This window comes from Paraburkholderia sp. BCC1886, from assembly GCF_900996245.1.
Taxonomy (GTDB): Bacteria; Pseudomonadota; Gammaproteobacteria; order Burkholderiales; family Burkholderiaceae; genus Paraburkholderia.
This window is the reverse complement of sequence record NZ_CAAJGK010000085.1, coordinates 172,441-193,325: the sequence shown is the minus strand read 5'-3', so window position 1 is coordinate 193,325 and position 20,885 is coordinate 172,441. Positions and strand designations below refer to the sequence as shown.

Below are 20,885 nucleotides of genomic sequence, written 5' to 3'. Positions count from 1 at the left end.
TAATCAATGTTGCGTCGCCCGGCAGCGCGTCGACGCTCGAGCGTTCAGGCGCGAGCGCATTCACCTCGATCCGCCAACGCACCTACGCTCCCAACGCCACGGCCGCCGCGACGTCTCCTTCGGCCACCGCCGTCGCCGCCAGCATCTGATGAATCTGCGCGACCACGGCCGCGCCTTCGCCGACCGCCGCCGCCACCCGTTTCGTCGATCCGGCGCGCGCATCGCCGATCGCGTAGACGCCCTCCACCGTGGTGGCCAGGTCGCAGGCCGACGCGCCGTCGCTCGCGGAGCCCGTCAGCACGAAGCCGTTCGCATCGAGGCCGACGCCACACGTGCGCAGCCAGTCGGTATTCGGATCCGCGCCGGTGAACAGGAACAGATGGCGCGTGTCGATATGATCGGTGCCGTCGGGTAGCGGCTTCTTTAAACCGACTGCCGACAGACCGCTATCGTCCGCCTCCAGCCGGCCGACTTCCGATTGCGGATGCACGAACACGTTCGGCAACGAGCGGATACGGTCGATCAGATAGCGCGACATCGTCGCTTCGAAGCCGGTGCGGCGGATCAACACGTGCACCTTGGCGGCGTGGCTCGCCAGATAGACGATGGCCTGGCCGGCGGAATTGCCGCCGCCGACCACCACGATCTGCTGGCGTTTGCACAGCTTGGCTTCGACCGGGGACGCCCAGTAATACACGCCGCGTCCGTCGAATTTGTCGAGACCGGCGAGCGCGGGACGCCGGTACACCGCGCCGCTCGCGATGACGATCGCGCGCGCGGAGATGTGGCCGCCGCACTTCAGCTCCAGCCGATGCGGCGACTCGGCGCAATGCAGCGCCTTGACGTGCACCGGAATCGCCATATGCGCGCCGAACTTCTGGGCCTGCACGAACGCGCGGCCTGCCAGCGCCTGGCCGGAGATGCCGGTCGGAAAGCCGAGATAGTTTTCGATTCGCGAACTCGCGCCCGCCTGACCGCCGGGCGCGCGGCTGTCGAGCACGATCACCGAGAGTCCTTCGGACGCGGCATACACTGCGGTGGCAAGGCCCGCCGGTCCCGCGCCGACGACGGCGACGTCGTACACCACGGAATCGTCGAGATCGGGCAGCAGGCCGAGACAGGTGGCGAGTTCCGGCATGCTCGGATGACGCAGCACCGACCCGTCCGGGCAGATGACGAGCGGCATGTCTTCGCGTTGCGCGCCGAATTGTTCGATCAGACGCAGCGCGTCTTCGTCGCGTTCGTCGATCACGGAGTGCGGATGGCCGTTGCGCGACAGAAAGCCTTGCAACATCACGAGCCGGGAGTCGCTGCTGTTGCCGATCAGGATCGGGCCGCCCGCGCCCTTTTCGATCAGCGAGACGCGCCGCAGAATCAGTGCGCGCATGATGCGTTCGCCCAGTTCGGCTTCGGCGACGATCAGCGCGCGCAATCGGTCCGGCGGAATCAGCAGCGCGTCGAGTGGCGCGAGCGCCATGCCGTTGACCAGCGCAGGCCGTCCCGACAACTGGCCGACTTCGGCGAGAAAATGCCCGGCGCCATGTTCGCCGATCAGCACTTCGCGGCCGATCCCGTCGCGCTGATACACCTTCACGCGGCCGCTCAGCAGCACGAACATGCCGGGTCCGGTATGGCCGGTCTCGAACAGCAATTCGCCGGCTTCCCAATGACCGACTTCGCCGAAACGGCGCAGGCGGTCGATTTCCGCGCAGGTCAGTGCGGGGAACATCTGATGCATCCGGGTGGAAAGCGACGAAAACGGCGCGTCGGCGACGACGGCACGCGTAGCGTCCACGGCGGTGACGTCGGGATCTGCTACGGCGTCTATTTCTTGAGTCGACAGCATTGAACCGCTCCTTCAGCTTGATGCAGCTTCATTCTGATAAGTTCGATACGAAGGCGAGAGCGCGGCAACGGCGCGTGCAACGGCGCGTGCAACGCTCGCGCCTGGTCGCCACTGTCGTGGCGAAGGGGCGAGCGTACGGCGCGCAGCACGACAGCACGACTGCGCTATACGGCCTTTGGCGCGACGTCGTCCACGGCGACATGCGGCGGCGGCATATTGGGCAGCGCATCCACGGGCTTGCCCGAATCGCGCCAGGCTTCCATGCCGCCGCGCAACGGCAGCACGTCGGCGAAGCCGGCTTCGTTCAACTGTTTGGCCATCCATGCCGCGGAAATCTCATTCGGGCATGAGCAATAAATCACCACTTTCTGATCGTGCGGATATCTGGCGACGATCTCGTCGAGTTGCCTTTCGTCGGCGAACTCCGAGCCTGGAATCACGAAGGGATCGAGCTTGCGCTTCTCGTTCGAGCGGATATCGAACAGCACCGGCGTTTTGCCCGCCGCGACCAGCACGGCCAGTTCGTCGACTTCGATGCGCGCGGACGCGAGCTTGGCGATCAACTGCCGGCGGCGCACCCAACGATAAGTCGCATACGCGAGCAGCAACACGACGACCACCAGAGCCGCCGTGCGGCCAAGACGTCCGGCGATGCCGAACAGCATGTCGATCTGCTGGGCGAACAGCGCGCCGATGATCAGCCCGGTGCCCGACCACAGCGCAGCGCCGATGCTGTCGTACGTGAGAAAGGTGCGATAGCGCGTGCCCATGGCGCCGGCCATTGGAATCGACACGATCGACAGGCCAGGGACGAACTTGGCCACCGCCAGCACGCGCACTCCCCAACGGCCGAAAAAGCGTTCGGTCTTTTTCACGCAGGTGTCACGGGAAAGCGAGAGGCGGCAAATGGTCTTTAGCGTATTGCCGCCATATAGACGACCGGCGAGAAACCAGGCACTGTCGCCGATCAACGTGGCGAATATCGACAGGATCAGAACCGGTGCCAATTGCGTGCCGACCGAACCCGGATGCATGGCCGCCATGGCGCCGAACAACACGAGCGCCGGCATCGCCGGCACCGGCAGCCCGAGCGAGGCGGCGAGTACGTTGGCGAAGACGAGCGCCGGCCCATATTGCTCGACGAGGTCATGTAGCATCGGTCAAATTCCGCTGCCCTTTCGGGTACGGCGCAGGTTGGCGAAGCGAAGAGGAATTCGGGGATTATGGACGCATTTTCGAGACGTGCAAAACCCGCACAAAACAAGCCCTTTATCTGAGTGCGGATAACGTTATTGCAATACGTTGAAGCGATTTGCACGAAGGATTATTCGCGCGGCTAGAACGATCCGCGACCGGTTAAAACTTCGCGCTATGGAGACTGGCCGGAAATAATGCCCGGCTGCTTTCGGGCACACGCGCGGCATTGGGGTGTGCCGGCGCTCAGGAGGGGAAACAGGCGATGTGGAGGTTCGGTTTCAACCCGAAGCGCCACACCGCAAACGGGTTTTACTGCCGATGATTATGCTGCTCGCCAGGGAGTTCGGCGCCATGTGCACGGATGGCCGCGATGAGTTCGGCCGGGGTGATTTCATAGCGCACTTCGCGGTGGATGCCTGGCTTGCGCTCGTCGACTTCGATCAGAAGAATGCCTTTGCCGTCTTCTGTCGATTCGAGGCGCAGCGAGCGTAGTTCGCGAGAAGTTGCGTCGTCGTATTCGGTGAGCAGGGCCATTGACCCGGAGGACCCGGTAGTGCGCATCGAAGTTGTCCTTGTTTCGTGGTTGATCGAGCCATTGTACGGGCACGAAAGCATGCCGTCTGTCGCGCCGCGTTCACGTTCGGCAATCAGTTTAACGCGACTGCCGACAACGTTAGCTGCATTTTTCGTGCCCCGAGGCGGTGCGCGGCTTCGGCCCGGCTGTCATGCGGATGACGCCCGAATCGGTTAAGAGGAGCGGGGGGAGAAGGCCAAGGACGGCGGCCAGCGCCACGCGACACAACCCCAGAGGCAAAAAAATAGCCCGTCCGTGAGAGGGCGGGCCATTAAACGCCGTTTTACTTGGGGTCAGTCGGTCCTTACCAAATATTGCGGACACTGACCAGGTAGATCGTGATGCGCCAATAGCTCGCTGTCGAGGTAGGGCTAATGCGGATCTGTCAGAGCAATGCGGCTTCGGCTGCTTCGGTCTGCTTCGGCTGCGGCGTGCTCCAAGCGGCGGCGCGCGCCGCAGGCTGCGCATCGGCAAGGGTGAACAGCCGCACCGCTTCGTCGAGCACGTCGGCCTGGTCGACGAGACGTCGCGCCGTGGCGGCGGCCTGTTCGACCAGCGACGCATTCTGCTGCGTAGCGCCATCCAGATGCGTGACCGCCTGGTTCACCTGGCGAATCCCCTCGGCCTGTTCGCCGCTGGCATTGGCGACCTCGACGATGATCGACGACACGCGGCCGACCGCCTCGTCGATTGCGCGCATCTGCGCCGTGGTGCGGGCCACCAGTTCGGTGCCCGCCGCGACTTCGCTGGCGCTCGCCTCGACCACCGACTTGATTTCCTTCGACGACGCCGCGCAGCGCTGCGCCAGCATCCGTACTTCGCCCGCGACGACCGCGAACGAGCGCCCTGCTTCGCCCGCGCGCGCCGCTTCGACCGCGGCATTCAGCGCGAGGATATTGGTCTGGAAGGCAATCCCGTCGATCACGCCAGTAATGTCCGCGATCCGCTGCGATGCCGCCGTGATACCGGCCATGGTCTGCTCGACCTGTCCCGCGATGCGGCCGCCGAGCGCCGCCGCATCCTGGGCGTCGCGCGCCAGATCGAGCGCGCGCACGCTGGCGTCGGCGTTGGCCTGCACGGTGGTGGTCAGCTGCTCCATCGTCGCGGCGGTTTCTTCGAGCGAGGCGGCCTGCAACTCGGTGCGGCGCGCCAGATCGACGTTGCCGCTCGAAATCTCGCGCGCATTGTCGAGCATGCCGGTGATCTGCGCGCGCACGTCGTAGACGATTGCCGCCAGATTCGCTTTCAACTGGTTCAGCGCCTGGAGTACGTCTCCGAGGTCGTCGTGGCGGCCGATCGGCAGGTCGGCGGTCAGGTCGCCCGCCGCGAGACGGGTTGCAAAACCGGCCATCGAGCGGATCGGCGTGCCGAGTTGCCCCTTCAGCACACGCCACGACGCGAGGTTGATCAGCGTCGCGACGCCGACCGCCATCCAGAACGGCGTCGGCGGCGTGCCTTGCCAGGCGGCGAGGCCGGTTGCCAGCAGCGCGAGCGGCGTGGCCGCATAGCCGAACGCCGCGCGGGTCGCCACCGGCAGACGCAGCATCGCCTGCAGCCGGCCGCGCAGACCGGTGCGCACCGCCGCACCGCGCCGCAGCGCCCAGCCCTGCGCCTGGCCTGCGCGCATCCGCGCGTACAGCGCTTCGGCGTCGCGCACCGCATCGCGTTCCGGTTTCACGCGCACGCTGAGGTAGCCGACCACTTTGCCTTTCTCGACGACCGGCGTGACGTTCGCCTGCACCCAGTAGTGATCGCCGTTCTTGCGGCGATTCTTGACCAGCGCGGTCCACGGCCGCCCATCGCGAATGGTCGTCCACATGTCGGCAAAGGCTTCGCGCGGCATGTCCGGATGACGGATCAGATTGTGCGGTTCCCCGATCAGCTCGTCGCGCGTGAAACCCGACACGGCGATGAACGCGGGATTGCAATACTGGATGCGACCGCTCAGGTCGGTCGCGGAAACCAGCATGTGAGAAGAAGGGAAGTCGTACTCGTGCCCGCTGACGGGCTGGTTGTTGCGCATGGCATTCCTTGCTGGTGCCGACTCGCCGGTGCCGACTGCGACGGCGGGTCGCGTACATCGTGCAAGGCATAACGGCAATTGGCCCTATGCGCTTTAGGGTTTCCCACTAAACCACTCAGGTTTAGTCCGTTTCGTGCCGTCAACCTCAGGTTCCTTGATGCCGGTCGGACAGCCGCATCGGACCTATGCTGGATGACGGTTTGCGCATCGGCAAAAGGACTACACTGCGCCGTTACGTGTCCCGCAGAGGCGGTAAATGGCAGGACGCCGCCCGTTTCGCAGCGGTCTGCCTGCGCAAACACATCCCACGCAGTGATGCAGAAAATCCTCGATCGCACGCAGGAATCGCTGGCGCAAGCCTTCGCGGCGCTTGCCCAGAGCGCGAAGCGGCAGCGTCGTATGTATCTCGCGACAATCGCGTCGCTGATGCTGATCGTGGTGATTTTCGCGCTCGTGCTGGCGGTGGTCGCCGGGCTGAAGCAACTGGAATATCGGCGCACGCTGGCGCTGCAGAGCGCCACCGATATCTCGCTGCTGCTGCAGCGCCAGGCCTCGTTTTTACGACGCGCCGAATTCACGCTCGATTACTACGACGGCACGGAGCAGGTGCGCGGCGTGCCCGCCGAATTCCAGCAGTCGATCGAGCAGCGGGGCGCGGCCCACGGGACGGTGAACGGGATCGGCGCGCAGTTCGATCTGCTGGTCGGCGAAGCGACGCGCGCCGCGTGGGGCGCGCAGCTGGGTGGCAAGCTCGGACGTCTCTACGAAGCCGCGCAGTCGACGCTGGTTACCCAGCAGGCTTTCGAGTTGCGGCAGCGCGCGCTGCTGATCGGCTTGACGGACGACTACGCGGCAATCTTGCCGGCATTGGCGCAGGCGGTCGGTTCGGTTTCGGGTTCGGCTCTGAATTCCGCCTCGACATCGGAAACCGCGCCACCACCGCCGCAAGCAGCGCTCGTGACTACCTTGCGTGCCACGCTCGAAAGCCAACTAGAAAGACAAACCGGCAAACGCTGGCCGGCCAGAGGCGAACTCGTCTGGCTCGGGCCGTACCGCGATCCGTTGCAAGGCGTGCCGGTCATTTCCGCAGTGAGCGCCTACTATCGCGGCGGGCAACCGACAGCGTTGATCGTCATCAACCTGCCGCTGGACGAGCTTGCGACGCGCGTCGCCCCTGCGGACGGCGCGGGCGCGACCCTGCTGATGAGCGGCGACCGGCGCATCGTGGTCGCTTCGTCGCCGCTGACGGCGCCGGTCGCCGACGCGTTGCAGCGGGCGGTGGCCATCACGCCTTTCCACGTGGTGCATTACGGCCGCCTCGGCGCGAGTTTTCACGAGCCGCTGAGACCGGGCTTCGGCATGCTGGTCGGCTGGCTATCCTGGAGCGCGCTGATCGTGGCGCTCGACTGGCAACTGGCCACTATCGCCTGCCTGACCTTGCTGATTCTGTTGGGTATCGCGGTTACGGCACGCGTGTTCGGACTGCGTCTGCTGCAGAGCGCGTTCGCCGAGACTTCCCGTGCGCTGGAGAGCGAAACGCTCAATCACATTCTGGTCAGCGCGACGCCGGTCGGTCTGTGCATCGTGCGGCAAAGCGATTACTCGATCCTCACCGCCAATGCGCTGGCCACCGGCTTGTTGCGGATCGAGCCCGGGGCAAGCCGCTTGCCATTGCCTATCGTCGGCGAATTCTTGGCGATGACGCCCGAGCGCCCGAGCGCGGCGGCGTTCGCGCAGATCGCGGCTTTCGTCGTGCCCGCGCCGACCCCGGCCCCGAATCTTGCGCAGCATCAGCATCAGCCGCCACCATCATGCGCCGCCGCCAGCGATGACAACACGACCCGCCCGCGATTTCTGCAATTCACCTACGCTCCCGCGCGCTACGACGGCGAAAGCGTGCTGTTTTGCGCGATCCTCGACGTCACCGCGCAGCACGCGCTCGAACAGCAACTGCGCGACGCGCAGCGAGCTTCCGAAGCGATGATGCGAGCGCGCACCAACTTCTTTGCGGCGATGAGCCACGAAATCCGCACGCCGCTGAACGCACTGCTCGGCAATCTCGAACTCTTCGCCCGCACGCCCGGGCTCGATGCGCACGCGCAGCGGCTCGCGACGCTGGGCATCGCGGCCAACGCGCTGCGCCGCGTGGTCGACGACATCCTCGATTTTTCGAAGATCGATGCGGGCGAAATGCTGCTGGTCGCCGAACCCTTCAGCGTGATCGACGAATTCGAAAACATCGCGCTTGCGTATGCGCCGATGCACGGCAACCGGGCGATCCGGTTCTATGCGCTGCTGTCGCCGACGCTCGAGCGCACGCTGATCGGCGACCGCATGCGCATTGCGCAGATCGCCAACAATCTGCTGAGCAACGCCTTCAAGTTCACGTCGAGCGGCAAGATCACCTTGCAGGCGCACGTGAGCGACGACGTTCACGGCGGCCCGACGCTGAGCTTCCGGGTCGCCGATTCCGGCACAGGCATGAGCGAGAACCTGCTGGCGCGGCTCTTCAAACCGTTCGTACAAGGCGACGCCGGCACGTCGCGCGGGACGTCCGGCACCGGACTCGGATTGGTGATCTGCGCGCGGCTGTGCGAGCTGATGGGCGGACGGATTGCGGCCGAGAGCGTGGTCGGCGTGGGCAGCGCGTTTCAGGTGACGATTCCGCTCGCCGGGCCGCCGGGCTCACAGCAAGTCGAGAAGCCGGCGCGGCGCGGCAGCGCGCTCGTGTTGTGCCAGGAGAAAGAGGCCGGCGTGCTGCTGAATAGCTGGCTGGATCGTTATGGTTGGGTCGGACATTCGCTGGCGTCGGTGGCGAGCGCGCAAAGCTGGCTGCAGGCGAATCGTCCGGCGCTCATGATCGTGTCCGGCGAATACGATCTCGACGCGATCGCCAGCCTGCGTGCGGTGCGGCCGCTTGGCGCCGTGTGGATTACGCGTGCCGGCCCGCATCGTCCCGAGCGGCGCGCCGACGGGGTGCTCGAAGTGAGCGCCTTCAACCGGGGCGCGTTTTTATCGGCGATCGAAGCGGCAGTGGAGGGCGGCGCGGATGCGAGTACCGCTTCCGCCGGGCCGACGGGTTTGCCCGCAGCGTCAATAACGTCGGCTGCGTCGGCTGCTACGACTGCGGACCCTGCATTGCGGGGACTTGCGATTCTGGTGGCCGAAGATAATCCGCTGATCCAGAGCCTGATCGTCGAGCAGCTTGCCGAGCTCGGCTGCGTGCCGACTATCGGCGTGGATGGCCAACAGGCGCTGAGCCTGTTCGAACAGACGCGCTTCGATGTGGTGTTGACCGACATCCACATGCCGGTGATGGACGGTTATGAACTGCTGGCCGCACTGCGGCGGCGTCATCCGGATACGCAGTTGCCGGTGCTCGCGTTCAGCGCGGTGACCGAAAGCGAGCCTGAAGAAAACTGGTCCGAGCGCGGGTTTAGCGGCTATGTCGCCAAGCCGGCTTCGTTGGCCGAGTTGCAGTCCGCTCTGCTTGCGGCGGTGGCTGGGCGCGACGGGGACGCGGCGAACGCGCAGAACGCATGGGTCGCGGATGCGCGTCCCGCCAGCGTCTTCGATCCCGACGACAAGGCGCGTTATGTCGCGATGCTCAAAGAGCATCTGCGCACGGACTTGCCGCGCCTGCTAGCAATCGTCGATGCCGAAGACCTGCGGGCGTTGGCCGGCTGGCTGCATAGCGCGAGCGGTGCGTTTCTGGTCGTGAAACACACCGGTTTCGTCGACCGATGCCAGCAGTTGCAAGCGCTCTGCAGAGCCAGCGAACACTGGAGCGCCGAGCTGGACGAACACGCGGTTTCCCTGCACGACGCGCTGTGCGAGCACTACGGACTCGATGATTGATCGGCGTGGCGTATGACGCGGCTAGCGCGTCTGCCGCGCACGTCGATCCGTATAGCGGACAGATCCGTCCGCTCGAGCGCGGGTGGCGGCGCCGGCATCCGGCCCGCCTCCCGCCTCCCGCCTCCCACTCAAACCAGCCCGGTCGCGTAATACAGGCCGATCACGAAAAACACCGCCAGCGTCTTGATCACCGTGACCGCGAAAATCTCGCGGTACGACTGACGGTGCGTCAACCCGGTCACCGCCAGCAGCGTAATCACCGCGCCGTTGTGCGGCAGCGTATCCATGCCGCCGCTGGCCATGGCGACCACGCGGTGCAGAACGTCCATCGGAATATGCGCGGCTTCCGCACCCTTGATGAACACATCCGACATGGCCGCGAGCGCGATGCTCATGCCGCCCGACGCCGAACCCGTAATGCCCGCCAGCGAACTTACCGACACGGCCGCGTTGACAAGCGGATTGGGAATGCTCTTCAATGCGTCGCTGACCACCAGAAAGCCCGGCAATGCCGCAATGACGCCGCCGAAACCGTATTCCGATGCGGTATTCAGCGAAGCCAGCAGCGCACCCGCGACGGCAGCCTTGGTGCCGACCGCGAAACGCTCGCGTACGCGGCCGAATGCGGTGACCACGACCATCACGACGCCCAGCAGCAACGCGCCTTCGACGGCCCAGATGGCGACCACGCTTTTGATCGTCGTGGTGACCGGCGCATGGATGCCCGGCAGGATCTCCGGTGCGATGGTGTACGACGTGCCGTACCAGTTCGGAATCCAGCGCGTGAGCAGGAAGTTGGCGACGCCCACCAGCACCAGCGGTGCGACGGCCAGCAGCGGATGCGGCAGTTGCTTCGACTCGACGCGCTCCGGTTCGTTGACCAGATTGGTGCCGTAGCCTTCGCCGGTCGCCATTGCCGCACGGCGGCGCCATTCCAGATAAGCCAGCCCCACCACGATGATGAACACCGAGCCGCTCACGCCGAGCACGGGCGCGGCCCACGACGTCGTCTTGAAGAAGGTGGTCGGGATGATGTTCTGGATCTGCGGCGTGCCGGGTAGCGAGTCCATCGTGAACGAGAACGCGCCCAGCGCGATGGCGCCCGGCATCAGCCGCTTCGGAATATTGCTTTGACGATACAACTCGGCCGCGAACGGATACACGGCGAACACCACCACGAACAGCGACACGCCGCCGTAAGTGAGCAGCGCGCACACCGCGACGATCACGGCGTTGGCGCGGGAGCGGCCGATATAGCGAATCGCGGCGGCCACGATCGACTCCGAGAAGCCGGACAGTTCGATCACCTTGCCGAACACGGCGCCCAACAGAAACACGGGGAAATACAGCTTCACGAAGCCGACCATCTTCTCCATGAAGATGCCGGTGAAGACCGGCGCGACCGCGGCGGGATCGGTGAGCAGAACGGCGGCGAGCGCGGCGATGGGCGCGAACAGAATGACGCTGTAGCCGCGATACGCGGCAAACATCAGAAACGCCAGCGCGGCGAGGACGATGACAAAGGACATGAAGTCTCCAAAGCTTGATTGTTCGATCTGTACGCCTTAGCGACACCGGCGCGACGACCCGGCGCCGATTGTACCCAAGCGTCTCGTAAACGGGACGCATAACCGCCGTTCAAACGGGGAAATGAGGTTAAACCCCTACGAGCAAAGCCTCTTGGAGATCTCCATCGTGAGATAACATCGTCTCCAAATAGAGACAACAGCAGAAATAACGATAGCCGGAGACAGCGACACCATGATGAACGACTGGGCAGGTTTGCCCGCCGCGTACGGCGACGTGCTGCGCCGGGCGATGGACTCGTTGTTTCGCACCTTCGAAAACTTTAGCGAAGGTACGTTTATCGTCGACGCCGAGGCGCGCGTCGTGTGGATCAACAAACGGTACGCGGCGCGCTTCGGTTTCGCCGATCCCGGGCAGGCGATCGGCCGCGATTGCGAAGCGGTCATTCCGAACAGCCTGATGCGCGAGGTCGTGAGCACCGGCAAGCCGATTCTGCTCGACATCCTCGAAACGGATCGCGAACCGCTGGTCGTGACGCGCCTGCCGCTCAAAGACGACGCGGGCGTGACGGTGGGCGCCGTCGGTTTCGCGCTCTTCGACGAACTGAAGGCGCTCACGCCGCTTTTTTCCCATTACTCGCGCGTCCAGGCCGAGTTGATCGCGACGCGACAGTCGCTCGCCCAGGCGCGGCAGTCCCAGTCGACGTTCGCGAGTTTCGTCGGCAGCAGCCCGGCGAGCCTCGAAGTCAAACGCCAGGCGCGACGCGCGGCGCTACTCGAAGCGCCGGTGCTGCTGCTCGGCGAAACCGGCACGGGCAAGGCGCTGCTCGCGCAGGCGATCCACGGGGCGTCGGCGCGGGCGAGCCAGTCGCTCGTGACGGTGCATCTCGCGGCGACGCCCGCCGCGGCGCTCGAAGTCGAATTGTTCGGCGCCGCGCCTGATACTCCGGCCGATGCGGCACAGGGTGTCGAGTCTCCAGGTCGCGCCGGCAAGCTCGAGCTGGCGAACGGCGGCACGCTGTTTCTCGACGAGATCGGCGAGTTGCCGTTGCCCCTGCAGGGCAAGCTGCTGCGCGTGTTGCAGGATCAGGCGTTCGAGCTGCCCGGCACGAACCGCAGCGTCCGCGTAGATTTGCGCATCATCGCAGCGACGTCGCTGGATTTGCCCGCGCTGGTCGCCTCGGGACGTTTTCGCGCCGACCTGTTCTATCGGCTGAACGTGCTGACTCTTCACGCGCCGCCTTTGCGCGAGCGGACCGCAGACATCGAAGCCTTGTCGTACGCCATGCTCGAAGACCTGGCGAACCAAACGCGCGGGCGCGCTCACTTCGAGTTGGCCGACGACGCGTTGCGCCTGCTTTGCGCGTACGACTGGCCGGGCAATGTGCGCGAACTGCGCAATACGTTGGAGCGGGCCGTGATGGTGGCCGATAGCGAGCGGATCGACGCACGTTTGCTGGCGCCGGTGATGGGTTCGACACGCGCCGGCAACCGGCCGGCAGCGCCGCCGGCGCTGGGGGAGGCGGCGCCGGGGAAAAATGCGGCGCCCGAGGCGTTCGCCGCCGCGTCGTGGTCCGATGCCATGGCGGCGTTCGAAAAGCGGTTTCTCACCGACGCGCTGCGCGCAAGCGGCGGACGGGTCAGCGAAGCGGCGACGCGCATCGGCATGGGTCGCGCGACGCTTTACAAGAAGATTGCCGCGTACGGGATCGAGGTGGAGACCGACCGGTAACTTCGAATGACGCGGGGTAATTACTGCATGGCACAATCGCGGCATCGAAAAACAAGATGTGAGCGGGGTTTGCCATGAAACACAGTCTCTTCTTCGTCGCATGCAGGGCCAGCGTTTCGCTGACGCTGACGGCAAATATCGCGATTGGCGCAATTGCCGCGATCGCCGCGATTGCCGCCCTGAGCGGCTGCAGCAGCAGCCCGCCGTTGTTCATGTCGGACGGCCGCGCGACCACACTCGTGCAGTGCCCGGTAGGTTCCGACTCGTGCGTGCAGCAGGCCAATGCCAGTTGTGGCGGCGCGTACGACACCGTGCGCGAGTCGCGCGACAACGGTACGTTCAGCCTTATCTACGCCTGCCGCGCAAAATAACTCCGGGCGGTCAACCTTGCTGACCGCCGGTTTTAAATCCGGAATCGCTTACCCGGTACGGAATTCCCTTTCTTGCTATTAATTACCGCGAAATCCGGCAAGCATTGCTGAATTTTGTTAGACTTCGCATTTTGCTGATTCCGGAATAGGGCATTTAAACCTCTTTAACAATTTTGGCTTAATCGACCGTGTAGTTTTAACAGTTTCGTTTTACGGATTAGGCCAAAATCTGGCGCGTTATGCTGACTCCGTGCGGAACCTAACGGAACGCGAAGATACGCGGCAGTATCGTCGTCTCGTAGCATGCAATGAATCCAGTTGGGCAGGTTTTCCGATGATTATCAGCGCCGCCGCATAACACAGAAATAATTGCCGTTTCTAATAAGAAAATGCGCGCGGTTCACGCGGCACACTTTATGCTGATAGCATTGCCTTGAAACTATTCAGAAGCAATACGGGGAAACACAATGAATCACCATCAACTCGAAAAAGACATTCTGCATCTCGAGCACGTTATCTCTCATATTTCCCGCCAGGACAGAATTCCGCTTTCATACTGGCGCAACCGGATCGACTCGGTATCCGGCGCGGTGCGTATGCCGGCTCAAGCCAGCCGTGTCAAACGGTTGAACGCGGCATTGTCGGTATTGGAAAGCGGGCAAAAAGCCTGAAGGTTCGTAGCGAGACAAGGTTGCGGCATGTGGCGCAGGAGTGAGTGCGATCGGGTACTGATTTCCACACAAGTGAGAGAATGACGGCGACCGGCCAGTGCCGCTTTACTCATGCTTCGCCTGCCGCGTTGGCATTCACGGCCGAAACCTACTCTCCGATCCAGGACCGACATGCAACCAGCAGGACTAGCCGCCGCGCGGCTCACGGCGTTGACCCATGCCATGCAAGGCTATGTTGAACGGGGTGAAGTCGCGGGGGTGGTGTCGCTGGTCTGGCGGCGCGGCGAGATCGGCTATTTCGAGCCGCTCGGCTGGCGCGACCAGGAAGCCGGGCTACCAATGGAGCGCGACACGCTGTTTCGCATCGCATCCATGACCAAGCCGGTAACCAGCGCGGCGATCCTGATGCTGATCGAAGAAGATCGGCTCGCGCTCGACACGCCGGTTTCTCTCTGGCTGCCTGAACTCGGCGCGCTGCGCGTGTTGCGCGATCCGAGCGGTCCGCTCGACGAAACCGATCCGCTTAAGGCGCCGCTCACCGTGCTCGATCTGCTTACGCATCGGGCCGGGTTTGCCTACCACTTCACCGCGAGCGGCCCGATGGCCGACGCTTACGCACAAGCCTTCAACGGAATCGACGCTCGCGGCGACGGGAGCGCATGGCTCGCGCGCATCGCCGGGTTGCCGTTGATGTTTCAGCCGGGAACGCGCTGGCATTACGGCATTGCGACCGATGTGCTGGGCGTGTTGATCGAGCGTGTCACCGGTATGCCGCTCGGCGACTTTTTCCGCACGCGCATTTTCGAACCGCTCGGTATGCGCGACACCGCTTTCTCCATTCCCGACGCGCAGCTCGGCCGGCTTGCCACGGCTTATGGCGTCGAGCCGGGTACGCAGCGACTGGTGGTCGAAGATCATCCGTCGGCGAGCCGCTGGTCCAGGACCGACCGGTTCCAGAGCGGAGGTGGAGGCCTGGTGTCGACGGCGCAGGACTATCTCCAGTTCGCGCAACTGTTGCTCGGCCGTGGACGGGTCGGCGACACGCGTCTGCTCTCGCATCGTTCGGTCGATCTGATGCGCTCCAACTTCCTGACGCGCGATCAGCGCCGCGTGCCGGCGTTCGGTCACGTCCTGTGGGCGGGCCAGGGTTTCGGTCTGGGTGTGTCGGTGGTCGACGATCCGGCGCAGCAGTTGCCGCTCGGCTATCGCTCGATGGGCTCGTTCGGCTGGCCGGGCGCATTCGGCACCAGCTGGTTCGCCGATCCGGTCGAAGAAATGATCGGCCTGATGCTGATCCAGCGGCGCGGGCTCGAACCGTTTCCGATGGCGGTCGACTTCGAACGCCGGGTCTACGACGCCATTGACATCTAGAAGCGCGGGGCGCTAACTGGCTCCGCAATGCTCAAGGGCAGCCGCTTCCGGCCTTCTCTATCCGACACTTTTTTCGTCTGATAGTGTGCGCACTGCACACAGTCCGTCAAATCGACCGGAGCATTCGCATGGCCTCTTACAAGCAGTTAACCGCCCAGCTCGAGAAACTCCATAAGGAAGTCGCGGCGGCGCGCGCGAAGGAAATCGCGGAAGCCATTGCCGAGATCAAGCAGAAAGTCGCGGAATACGATCTGACCGCCGAAGAGCTGGGTTTTTCGAGCAGCGGAGCACCGCCTCGTAAAAGCGGCGCGGCCTCGGGCTCGACTTCTTCTGTCGCGAAGTATCGCAATCCGAAGACCGGTGAAACCTGGAGCGGCCGCGGCCGTTCGCCCAACTGGCTGGTGGGCAAGAACCGCGAGCGCTTCCTGATCGACGCCTGAAGTGAAGTCGCCGGGCGGCTTTCCCGCACCGCTCGGCGGGTCCTGAAAACCCTCACCTTCGAGGGGGCGCCGAGTGTCGGGTGCGAGCATTCAGGCACGCTCGACGTGGCGCGCCGTTCTTCGTGGCGCCAGACGTATTGCCTTGCGAAGTAGGGTGTGCGCGACGCTTCGTTTCTTCGCGGCCACCTGGCGCCGCTTTCCTCAAAACTCTCGTTAGCCCCTGCTGGCGGGCCTTCCCAGGCGATGCGAAGTATCGTTGCCACGCCGCGTTCGCATACCGGCCAATGGGTTCAGCCAGCGTCATCCTCGTGCTGAACGGTTCTTCACCATGCCGGTCCGCGCGTCCCGTTTTGCGCTATCCGCACTGGGACCGTGTCGGGTCCCGGAAACCCTCACCTTTGCCTTCGACTCGAACACCGCGTCGAATTGTCCTAACGCGTTGACGGAAAGTCGGCATCGATCCCGCGAACACCCGTCGCCACGGGTTTGGCAACGTCCGAGAGACCCCTTGGAATCGTCCAAGTAAATAGGATTTGTCCTAACGACCGTCAGGATGCCCAAATATAGGATGCGTCCTACGCCGTCTCCAGAGGCGGCCGACAGTCCGTCGTACAGGCTGTCTTTTCTGACACGAACCGTTGAAACGTCGCGATGCACAGCGGGTCGGTCAGTTCCTAAAAACTAATCGGACATCCCATATGAAAGCCATTTTCAGCGCGTCCCGAATCGTCGTCTGCAGTCTTCTGTGTGTGGTCGCGATCGGCGCTCACGCGGCGGACGGCACCATCACCATCACCGGCACGATTACCGACACAACGTGCTCGATCAACGGCACGGCCACCGGTTCGGCGGCGGACAAATCCGTCGTGCTGCCGACGGTATCCGCCAGCAGTCTGGCGACCCAGGGCGCGGTCGCGGGCACTTCGAATCCGACCGACCTGACCTTCAATCTCACCGGTTGCACGGGCACAGCGACCAAAGCCGTAGCCCGCTTCGAAAACGGCTCGACCGTCGACCAGACCAATGGCTATCTGAAAAATCAGTCGGCGACGGGCGCGGCGACGAACGTCGAAGTCCGCCTGCTGAACGCGTCGATGCAACCCATCAACATCACCACTGGCGCGAACAACGACATCGCCACGAACGGCGCGGCCATCACCTCCGGTAGCGCCGCCTTGCAGTACTTCGCGCAGTACTACGCGACCGGCAAGGCGGCCGCGGGGGCACTGAGTACGTCGGTGCAATACACGATGCAATACCAGTAACCGGCGCATCGGGCGTTCGTTCGGGCGAACGCCTTTTTCCAATCAGCATTTGCGGATCGTGCCTGGGAGCAGACCATGAAGTGGTTTCAATCGACGAAGTCAGGACTCGCCTTCGCCGCGTGTTGCTTGACGGCCTCGGCCGTGGCGAGCGTGACGATAGGCGGAACGCGCGTGGTGTATCCGCTCGATCAGCGCGAAGTCACCGTGAAACTGGACAACGACAGTCATACGCCGTCGCTGGTGCAGGTCTGGATCGACGACGGCGACGCCGAGGCCAAACCCGGCGACGCCAAGGTCCCGTTCGTCATTACGCCGCCCATTTTCCGGATGGATCCGAAGAAAGCGCAGACCTTGCGCATCATGTATAGCGGCGAGGCGCTGCCAACGGACCGTGAATCGGTCTACTGGCTCAACGTGCTGGATATTCCGCCGAAGCAGGCCGACGCCGCCAGCAACTCGCTGCAACTGGCTTACCGAACCCGCATCAAGGTGTTCGCGCGGCCGGCCTCGTTACCCGGCAAACCCGAGGAGGCGCCCGCGCAATTGACCTGGCGTCTCACCGACACACCCGACGACGACCCGGGCCGAGGCCCTGGACGGGCGTTGAGCGTGTCGAACCCCACGCCGTACTACGTGTCTTTCAGCGAGGTCGCGGTCGAAAGCGGCGGGCGCACTTATCACAACGAACTCGGCGGCATGGTGGCGCCGCGGGCTTCGACCCGCTTGCCGATCGACGCAATGAACGGCGTGGCGTCGGATGCGAAGGTCCACTACACGGCGATCAGCGATTACGGCGGCGCGATCAGCGGCGACGCCGCGCTCGGCCACTAAGCCACAAGGCCGCTGAGCCACCAAACCGCTAAGCCACCAGGCCGCTGAACCACAAGGCCGCTGAGCCAAATACTCACCCCGACAACAACCGCCCCACATCCACCCCGTCGCCCGGCACCTCACCGCCAGGGCCGGCAAGCCTCACCGATCTGTCGCAGGGCGGCGTTCTCCGCCCATTTCAATCTCAGTTTCGCCCCGCCGCGAGCGCGCCCCGGCCAACGCTCGGGTCCCTGTTCGCCCGCTGGGAAGGATTGGACACATCGGATCATGAACGCTTCACGCCGCTCCTCGCTGCCCGCCAAAGCCGGCATTGCCCCGGCTTCGACCGGACTCAGCCCCGTCGCCGCGCTGGTGCTGACGAGCTTCGCGCTCGCCGGCGGAGTTTGCCCGGTGCGGGCGCATGCAGCGGAGGTCAACGACGCGGGCACGGCCGTCGAATTCGATACGACGTTTCTCCATTACGACCCGCATCAGCCGGTCGACGTGTCCCGCTTCGCGCACGGCAATGCCATCCAGCCCGGGATGTATCCGGTCGATATCTGGATCAACGACATTCGCGTGGCCCATCAGGACATCGCCTTCGTCGTGACTCACGAGGGGGGCAGTGCGCAGCCCTGCTTCGACCGCAAGACGCTGGAAGCGCTCGGCGTCGATTTCGCCCGGCTCGACGCGCTCGCCGGCAAGGACGCGTCCACGGCTAAAAACCCGGCCTCGGCGTGCATCGACCTGCAGGCGAGCGTGCCCGAATCGAGCGTCGAATTCGATTTCGCGGAACAGAAGCTGGAGCTAAGCGTGCCGCAGAAATACCTGCGCAGCACGGCGCGCGGCTACGTGCCGCCCGACATGTGGCAAAGCGGCGTGAACGCCGGCTTCGTCAGCTACGTCGCGAACACGTACTACACCGTCGGCAAGGGCGCGCAGTCGGCGCAGAACTATCTCGGCCTGAATGCCGGCCTGAATATCGGCGGCTGGCATCTGCGGCATCAGTCGTCGTTGTCGCAGAGAAGCGGGTATAGCGCGCAGTTCGACAATCTCGCGACCTACGTGCAACACGACCTCGTCGCGCTCAAATCGCAGCTGACGCTTGGCGACGGTTACACGACCGGCGACGTGTTCGACAGCGTGCAGTTTCGCGGCGCGCAGATCGCCACCGACGACCGCATGCTGCCCGAATCGCTGCGCGGCTACGCACCGGTCGTGCGCGGCACGGCCGAATCGAATGCGCGGGTCCAGGTGCGGCAGAACGGCCAGGTGATCTATGAGACCAGCGTGTCGCCCGGTCCGTTCGAAATCGACGACCTGTATGCGACGGGCTACGGCGGCAACCTCGATGTCGTCGTCACCGAGGCGGATGGCCGCACCACGAGCTTCACCGTGCCGTACGCGGCGGTGGTCCAGTCGCTGCGGCCGGGCACGACGCGGTTCTCCGCGACCGGCGGCCAGTTGCGCAACGCCGGGCTCGACAGTCAGCCGAACTTCGCGCAATTCACGCTGCAACGCGGCCTCACGAACCTGGTGACGGCTTACGGCGGCGCGGCGCTCGCGAACGGCTACGTGACGGCGAATCTCGGCGCCGCCCTGAACACGACGATCGGCGCGTTTTCCGCCGACGTGACCGGCTCGCAGACCCAGGTGCCGAACCAGGGCACGCAGCGCGGCACCAGCCTGCGGGTCGGCTACTCCAAATTCATCGATCCGACCAACACCAACATCGCGGTCGCGGCGTACCGCTATTCGACCGCCGGTTATCTGAATCTGTCCGACGCCGCGTCGGTGCGCGATCTGGCCATGCGCGGCCGCGACACCGACTCGCTCTACCGTCAGCGCAACCGTTTCCAGATGACGGTCAACCAGTCGTTCGGCGGGTACGGCACGGTGTTCGTCAGCGCGTCGGCCCAGCAATACTGGAATCGCAGCGGTAGCGACTCGTTCTATCAGGCGGGCTATACGAACGGCTTCCGGTTCGGCACCTACAGTCTGAGCGCCGGCCGCACGCGCAACGCGGACGGCTCGATGTCCAATCAGTTCATGGTCAGCACGACGCTGCCGCTCGGACACGTCCAGCACGCGCCCTTGCTGTCGACCAACCTGTCGACGTCGCGCGGCTATACGAATCTGCAGGCCAATCTGAGCGGCACGCTCGGCGAGAGCAGCCAGGTTTCGTACAACGCGTACGGGACGTACGGCACGGGCAACGGCCGCGACGGCGGCAATGCCGGTGCGAGCGGCGCCTGGCGCGCGCCGTATGCGCAGTTGTCGACGTCGGCGAGCGTCGGGGCGGGCGTCAGCCAGGTATCGGCGGCGATCAGCGGAACCGTGGTGGCGCATCCGGGCGGCGTGACGCTGTCGCAGACCGTCGGCGATACCTTCGCGATCGTCGAGGCGCCCGGCGCGGCCGGTGCGGCCGTGAGCAGTTCGCCGGGCGTGAGGCTCGACAGTCGCGGTTATGCGGTCGTGCCGTATCTCACGCCCTATGGCATCAATACCGTCGATCTCGATCCGAAAGGCAGTTCGACGGATGTCGAGTTCGAATCGACGTCCGAGCAGGCGGTGCCGCGGCTCGGCTCGGTGGTGATGCTCAGATACAGGACGGTCAGCGGACACGCGGCGCTGATCCGCGCGCCGCAACCCGGCGACAAGGCCCTGCCGTTCGGCGCGGACGTGCTCGACGGCCAGGACCGGACCGTGGGCGTGGTGGCGCAGGACAGCCGGATTTTCGCGCGCGGACTGGCGGACGAAGGGTCGCTCTTCGTGCGCTGGGGTCCGGCCGCGGCGGACGAGTGCCGGATCGATTACGTGCTGCCGAAGCCGACGGCGCACGGCACGGTGGCGTATCAACTGCTGGAAGGCCATTGCGTGCACGGCATGGTCCGTCAGACGGTCGCGGAGCACTCGCGCGGCGTGGCGTCGGCGCAGTCGGTCCAGTAGCACGGGCGGCCGCGGTGGTGAGTCGTGCTCCCAAGCGCCTGCCGCCGCCTGCGGAGCGGCGTCGCATTTCGCTCCGGCCTTCCGCATGACGTGTATCATTCGTTCCCTGCGCTGTTCAGCGCCGGTAATTTCCGTCTTGTCGAACGCTTGTTCGTGACCCGGTTCAGACACGGTCGATTCGCCTCGTCATACAGGCCGCCCGTCGGTCGCGCCGCTCAAGCGGCCGCGCACCGCCCGAACCCCTATCCGTGA

General features: G+C 64.6%; 14 protein-coding genes. 9 read left to right on the top strand and 5 right to left on the bottom strand.

The genetic code is table 11. The features are described 5' to 3' along the window. Positions 1-82: 82 nt before the first annotated feature. From FQ746_RS27445 to FQ746_RS27430, 4 genes are all read right to left on the bottom strand, one after another. Positions 83-1,846: an FAD-dependent oxidoreductase gene (locus FQ746_RS27445; protein WP_144112935.1), complete on the bottom strand. Its 1,764-nt coding sequence runs from the start codon at positions 1,844-1,846 to the stop codon at positions 83-85. 164 nt (positions 1,847-2,010) lie between these two features. Then, positions 2,011-3,003: a DedA family protein/thiosulfate sulfurtransferase GlpE gene (locus FQ746_RS27440; RefSeq protein WP_144112934.1), complete on the bottom strand. Its 993-nt coding sequence runs from the start codon at positions 3,001-3,003 to the stop codon at positions 2,011-2,013. A gap of 349 nt (positions 3,004-3,352) precedes the next feature. Then, complete coding sequence (locus tag FQ746_RS27435) at positions 3,353-3,604, bottom strand: hypothetical protein (RefSeq protein WP_144112933.1); 252 nt, start codon at positions 3,602-3,604, stop codon at positions 3,353-3,355. 398 nt (positions 3,605-4,002) lie between these two features. Next, positions 4,003-5,640, bottom strand: a complete 1,638-nt coding sequence (locus tag FQ746_RS27430) for a PAS domain-containing methyl-accepting chemotaxis protein (protein WP_144112932.1) — start codon at positions 5,638-5,640, stop codon at positions 4,003-4,005. 315 nt (positions 5,641-5,955) lie between these two features. Here FQ746_RS27430 and FQ746_RS27425 point away from each other — a divergent pair, with 315 nt between their 5' ends. Beyond that, a complete protein-coding gene (locus FQ746_RS27425) occupies positions 5,956-9,498 on the top strand; it encodes an ATP-binding protein (protein ID WP_144112931.1) in 3,543 nt (1,180 codons plus the stop codon). A 128-nt stretch (positions 9,499-9,626) separates the two neighbouring features. Here FQ746_RS27425 and FQ746_RS27420 read toward each other — a convergent pair whose 3' ends face one another. Continuing rightward, the gene (locus FQ746_RS27420) at positions 9,627-11,027 is read right to left on the bottom strand and encodes a GntP family permease (RefSeq protein ID WP_144112930.1); all 1,401 of its coding nucleotides are present in this window, start codon (positions 11,025-11,027) and stop codon (positions 9,627-9,629) included. A 232-nt stretch (positions 11,028-11,259) separates the two neighbouring features. Here FQ746_RS27420 and FQ746_RS27415 point away from each other — a divergent pair, with 232 nt between their 5' ends. The 8 genes from FQ746_RS27415 to FQ746_RS27380 all read left to right on the top strand — a co-directional run bounded on the left by FQ746_RS27415 (position 11,260) and on the right by FQ746_RS27380 (position 20,633). Beyond that, the gene (locus FQ746_RS27415) at positions 11,260-12,756 is read left to right on the top strand and encodes a sigma-54 interaction domain-containing protein (RefSeq protein WP_144112929.1); all 1,497 of its coding nucleotides are present in this window, start codon (positions 11,260-11,262) and stop codon (positions 12,754-12,756) included. A 74-nt stretch (positions 12,757-12,830) separates the two neighbouring features. Continuing rightward, the gene (locus FQ746_RS27410; protein WP_144112928.1) at positions 12,831-13,127 is read left to right on the top strand and encodes a hypothetical protein; all 297 of its coding nucleotides are present in this window, start codon (positions 12,831-12,833) and stop codon (positions 13,125-13,127) included. 467 nt (positions 13,128-13,594) lie between these two features. Further along, entirely contained in the window at positions 13,595-13,798 is a 204-nt protein-coding gene (locus tag FQ746_RS27405) for a hypothetical protein (protein ID WP_144112927.1), read from the top strand. 171 nt (positions 13,799-13,969) lie between these two features. After that, positions 13,970-15,169 carry a serine hydrolase domain-containing protein gene (locus FQ746_RS27400; RefSeq protein WP_144112926.1) on the top strand — a complete coding sequence of 400 codons (1,200 nt, stop codon included), beginning with the start codon at positions 13,970-13,972 and terminating at the stop codon, positions 15,167-15,169. 128 nt (positions 15,170-15,297) lie between these two features. After that, positions 15,298-15,609 (top strand): H-NS family nucleoid-associated regulatory protein, encoded by a 312-nt coding sequence (locus FQ746_RS27395; RefSeq protein ID WP_144112925.1) that lies wholly within the window; start codon positions 15,298-15,300, stop codon positions 15,607-15,609. 698 nt (positions 15,610-16,307) lie between these two features. Then, the gene (locus FQ746_RS27390) at positions 16,308-16,874 is read left to right on the top strand and encodes a fimbrial protein (RefSeq protein ID WP_144112924.1); all 567 of its coding nucleotides are present in this window, start codon (positions 16,308-16,310) and stop codon (positions 16,872-16,874) included. A gap of 75 nt (positions 16,875-16,949) precedes the next feature. Continuing rightward, positions 16,950-17,705, top strand: a complete 756-nt coding sequence (locus FQ746_RS27385) for a fimbria/pilus periplasmic chaperone (protein ID WP_144112923.1) — start codon at positions 16,950-16,952, stop codon at positions 17,703-17,705. 267 nt (positions 17,706-17,972) lie between these two features. Next, complete coding sequence (locus FQ746_RS27380; RefSeq protein ID WP_144112922.1) at positions 17,973-20,633, top strand: fimbria/pilus outer membrane usher protein; 2,661 nt, start codon at positions 17,973-17,975, stop codon at positions 20,631-20,633. The last annotated feature ends 252 nt before the right edge of the window (positions 20,634-20,885 follow it).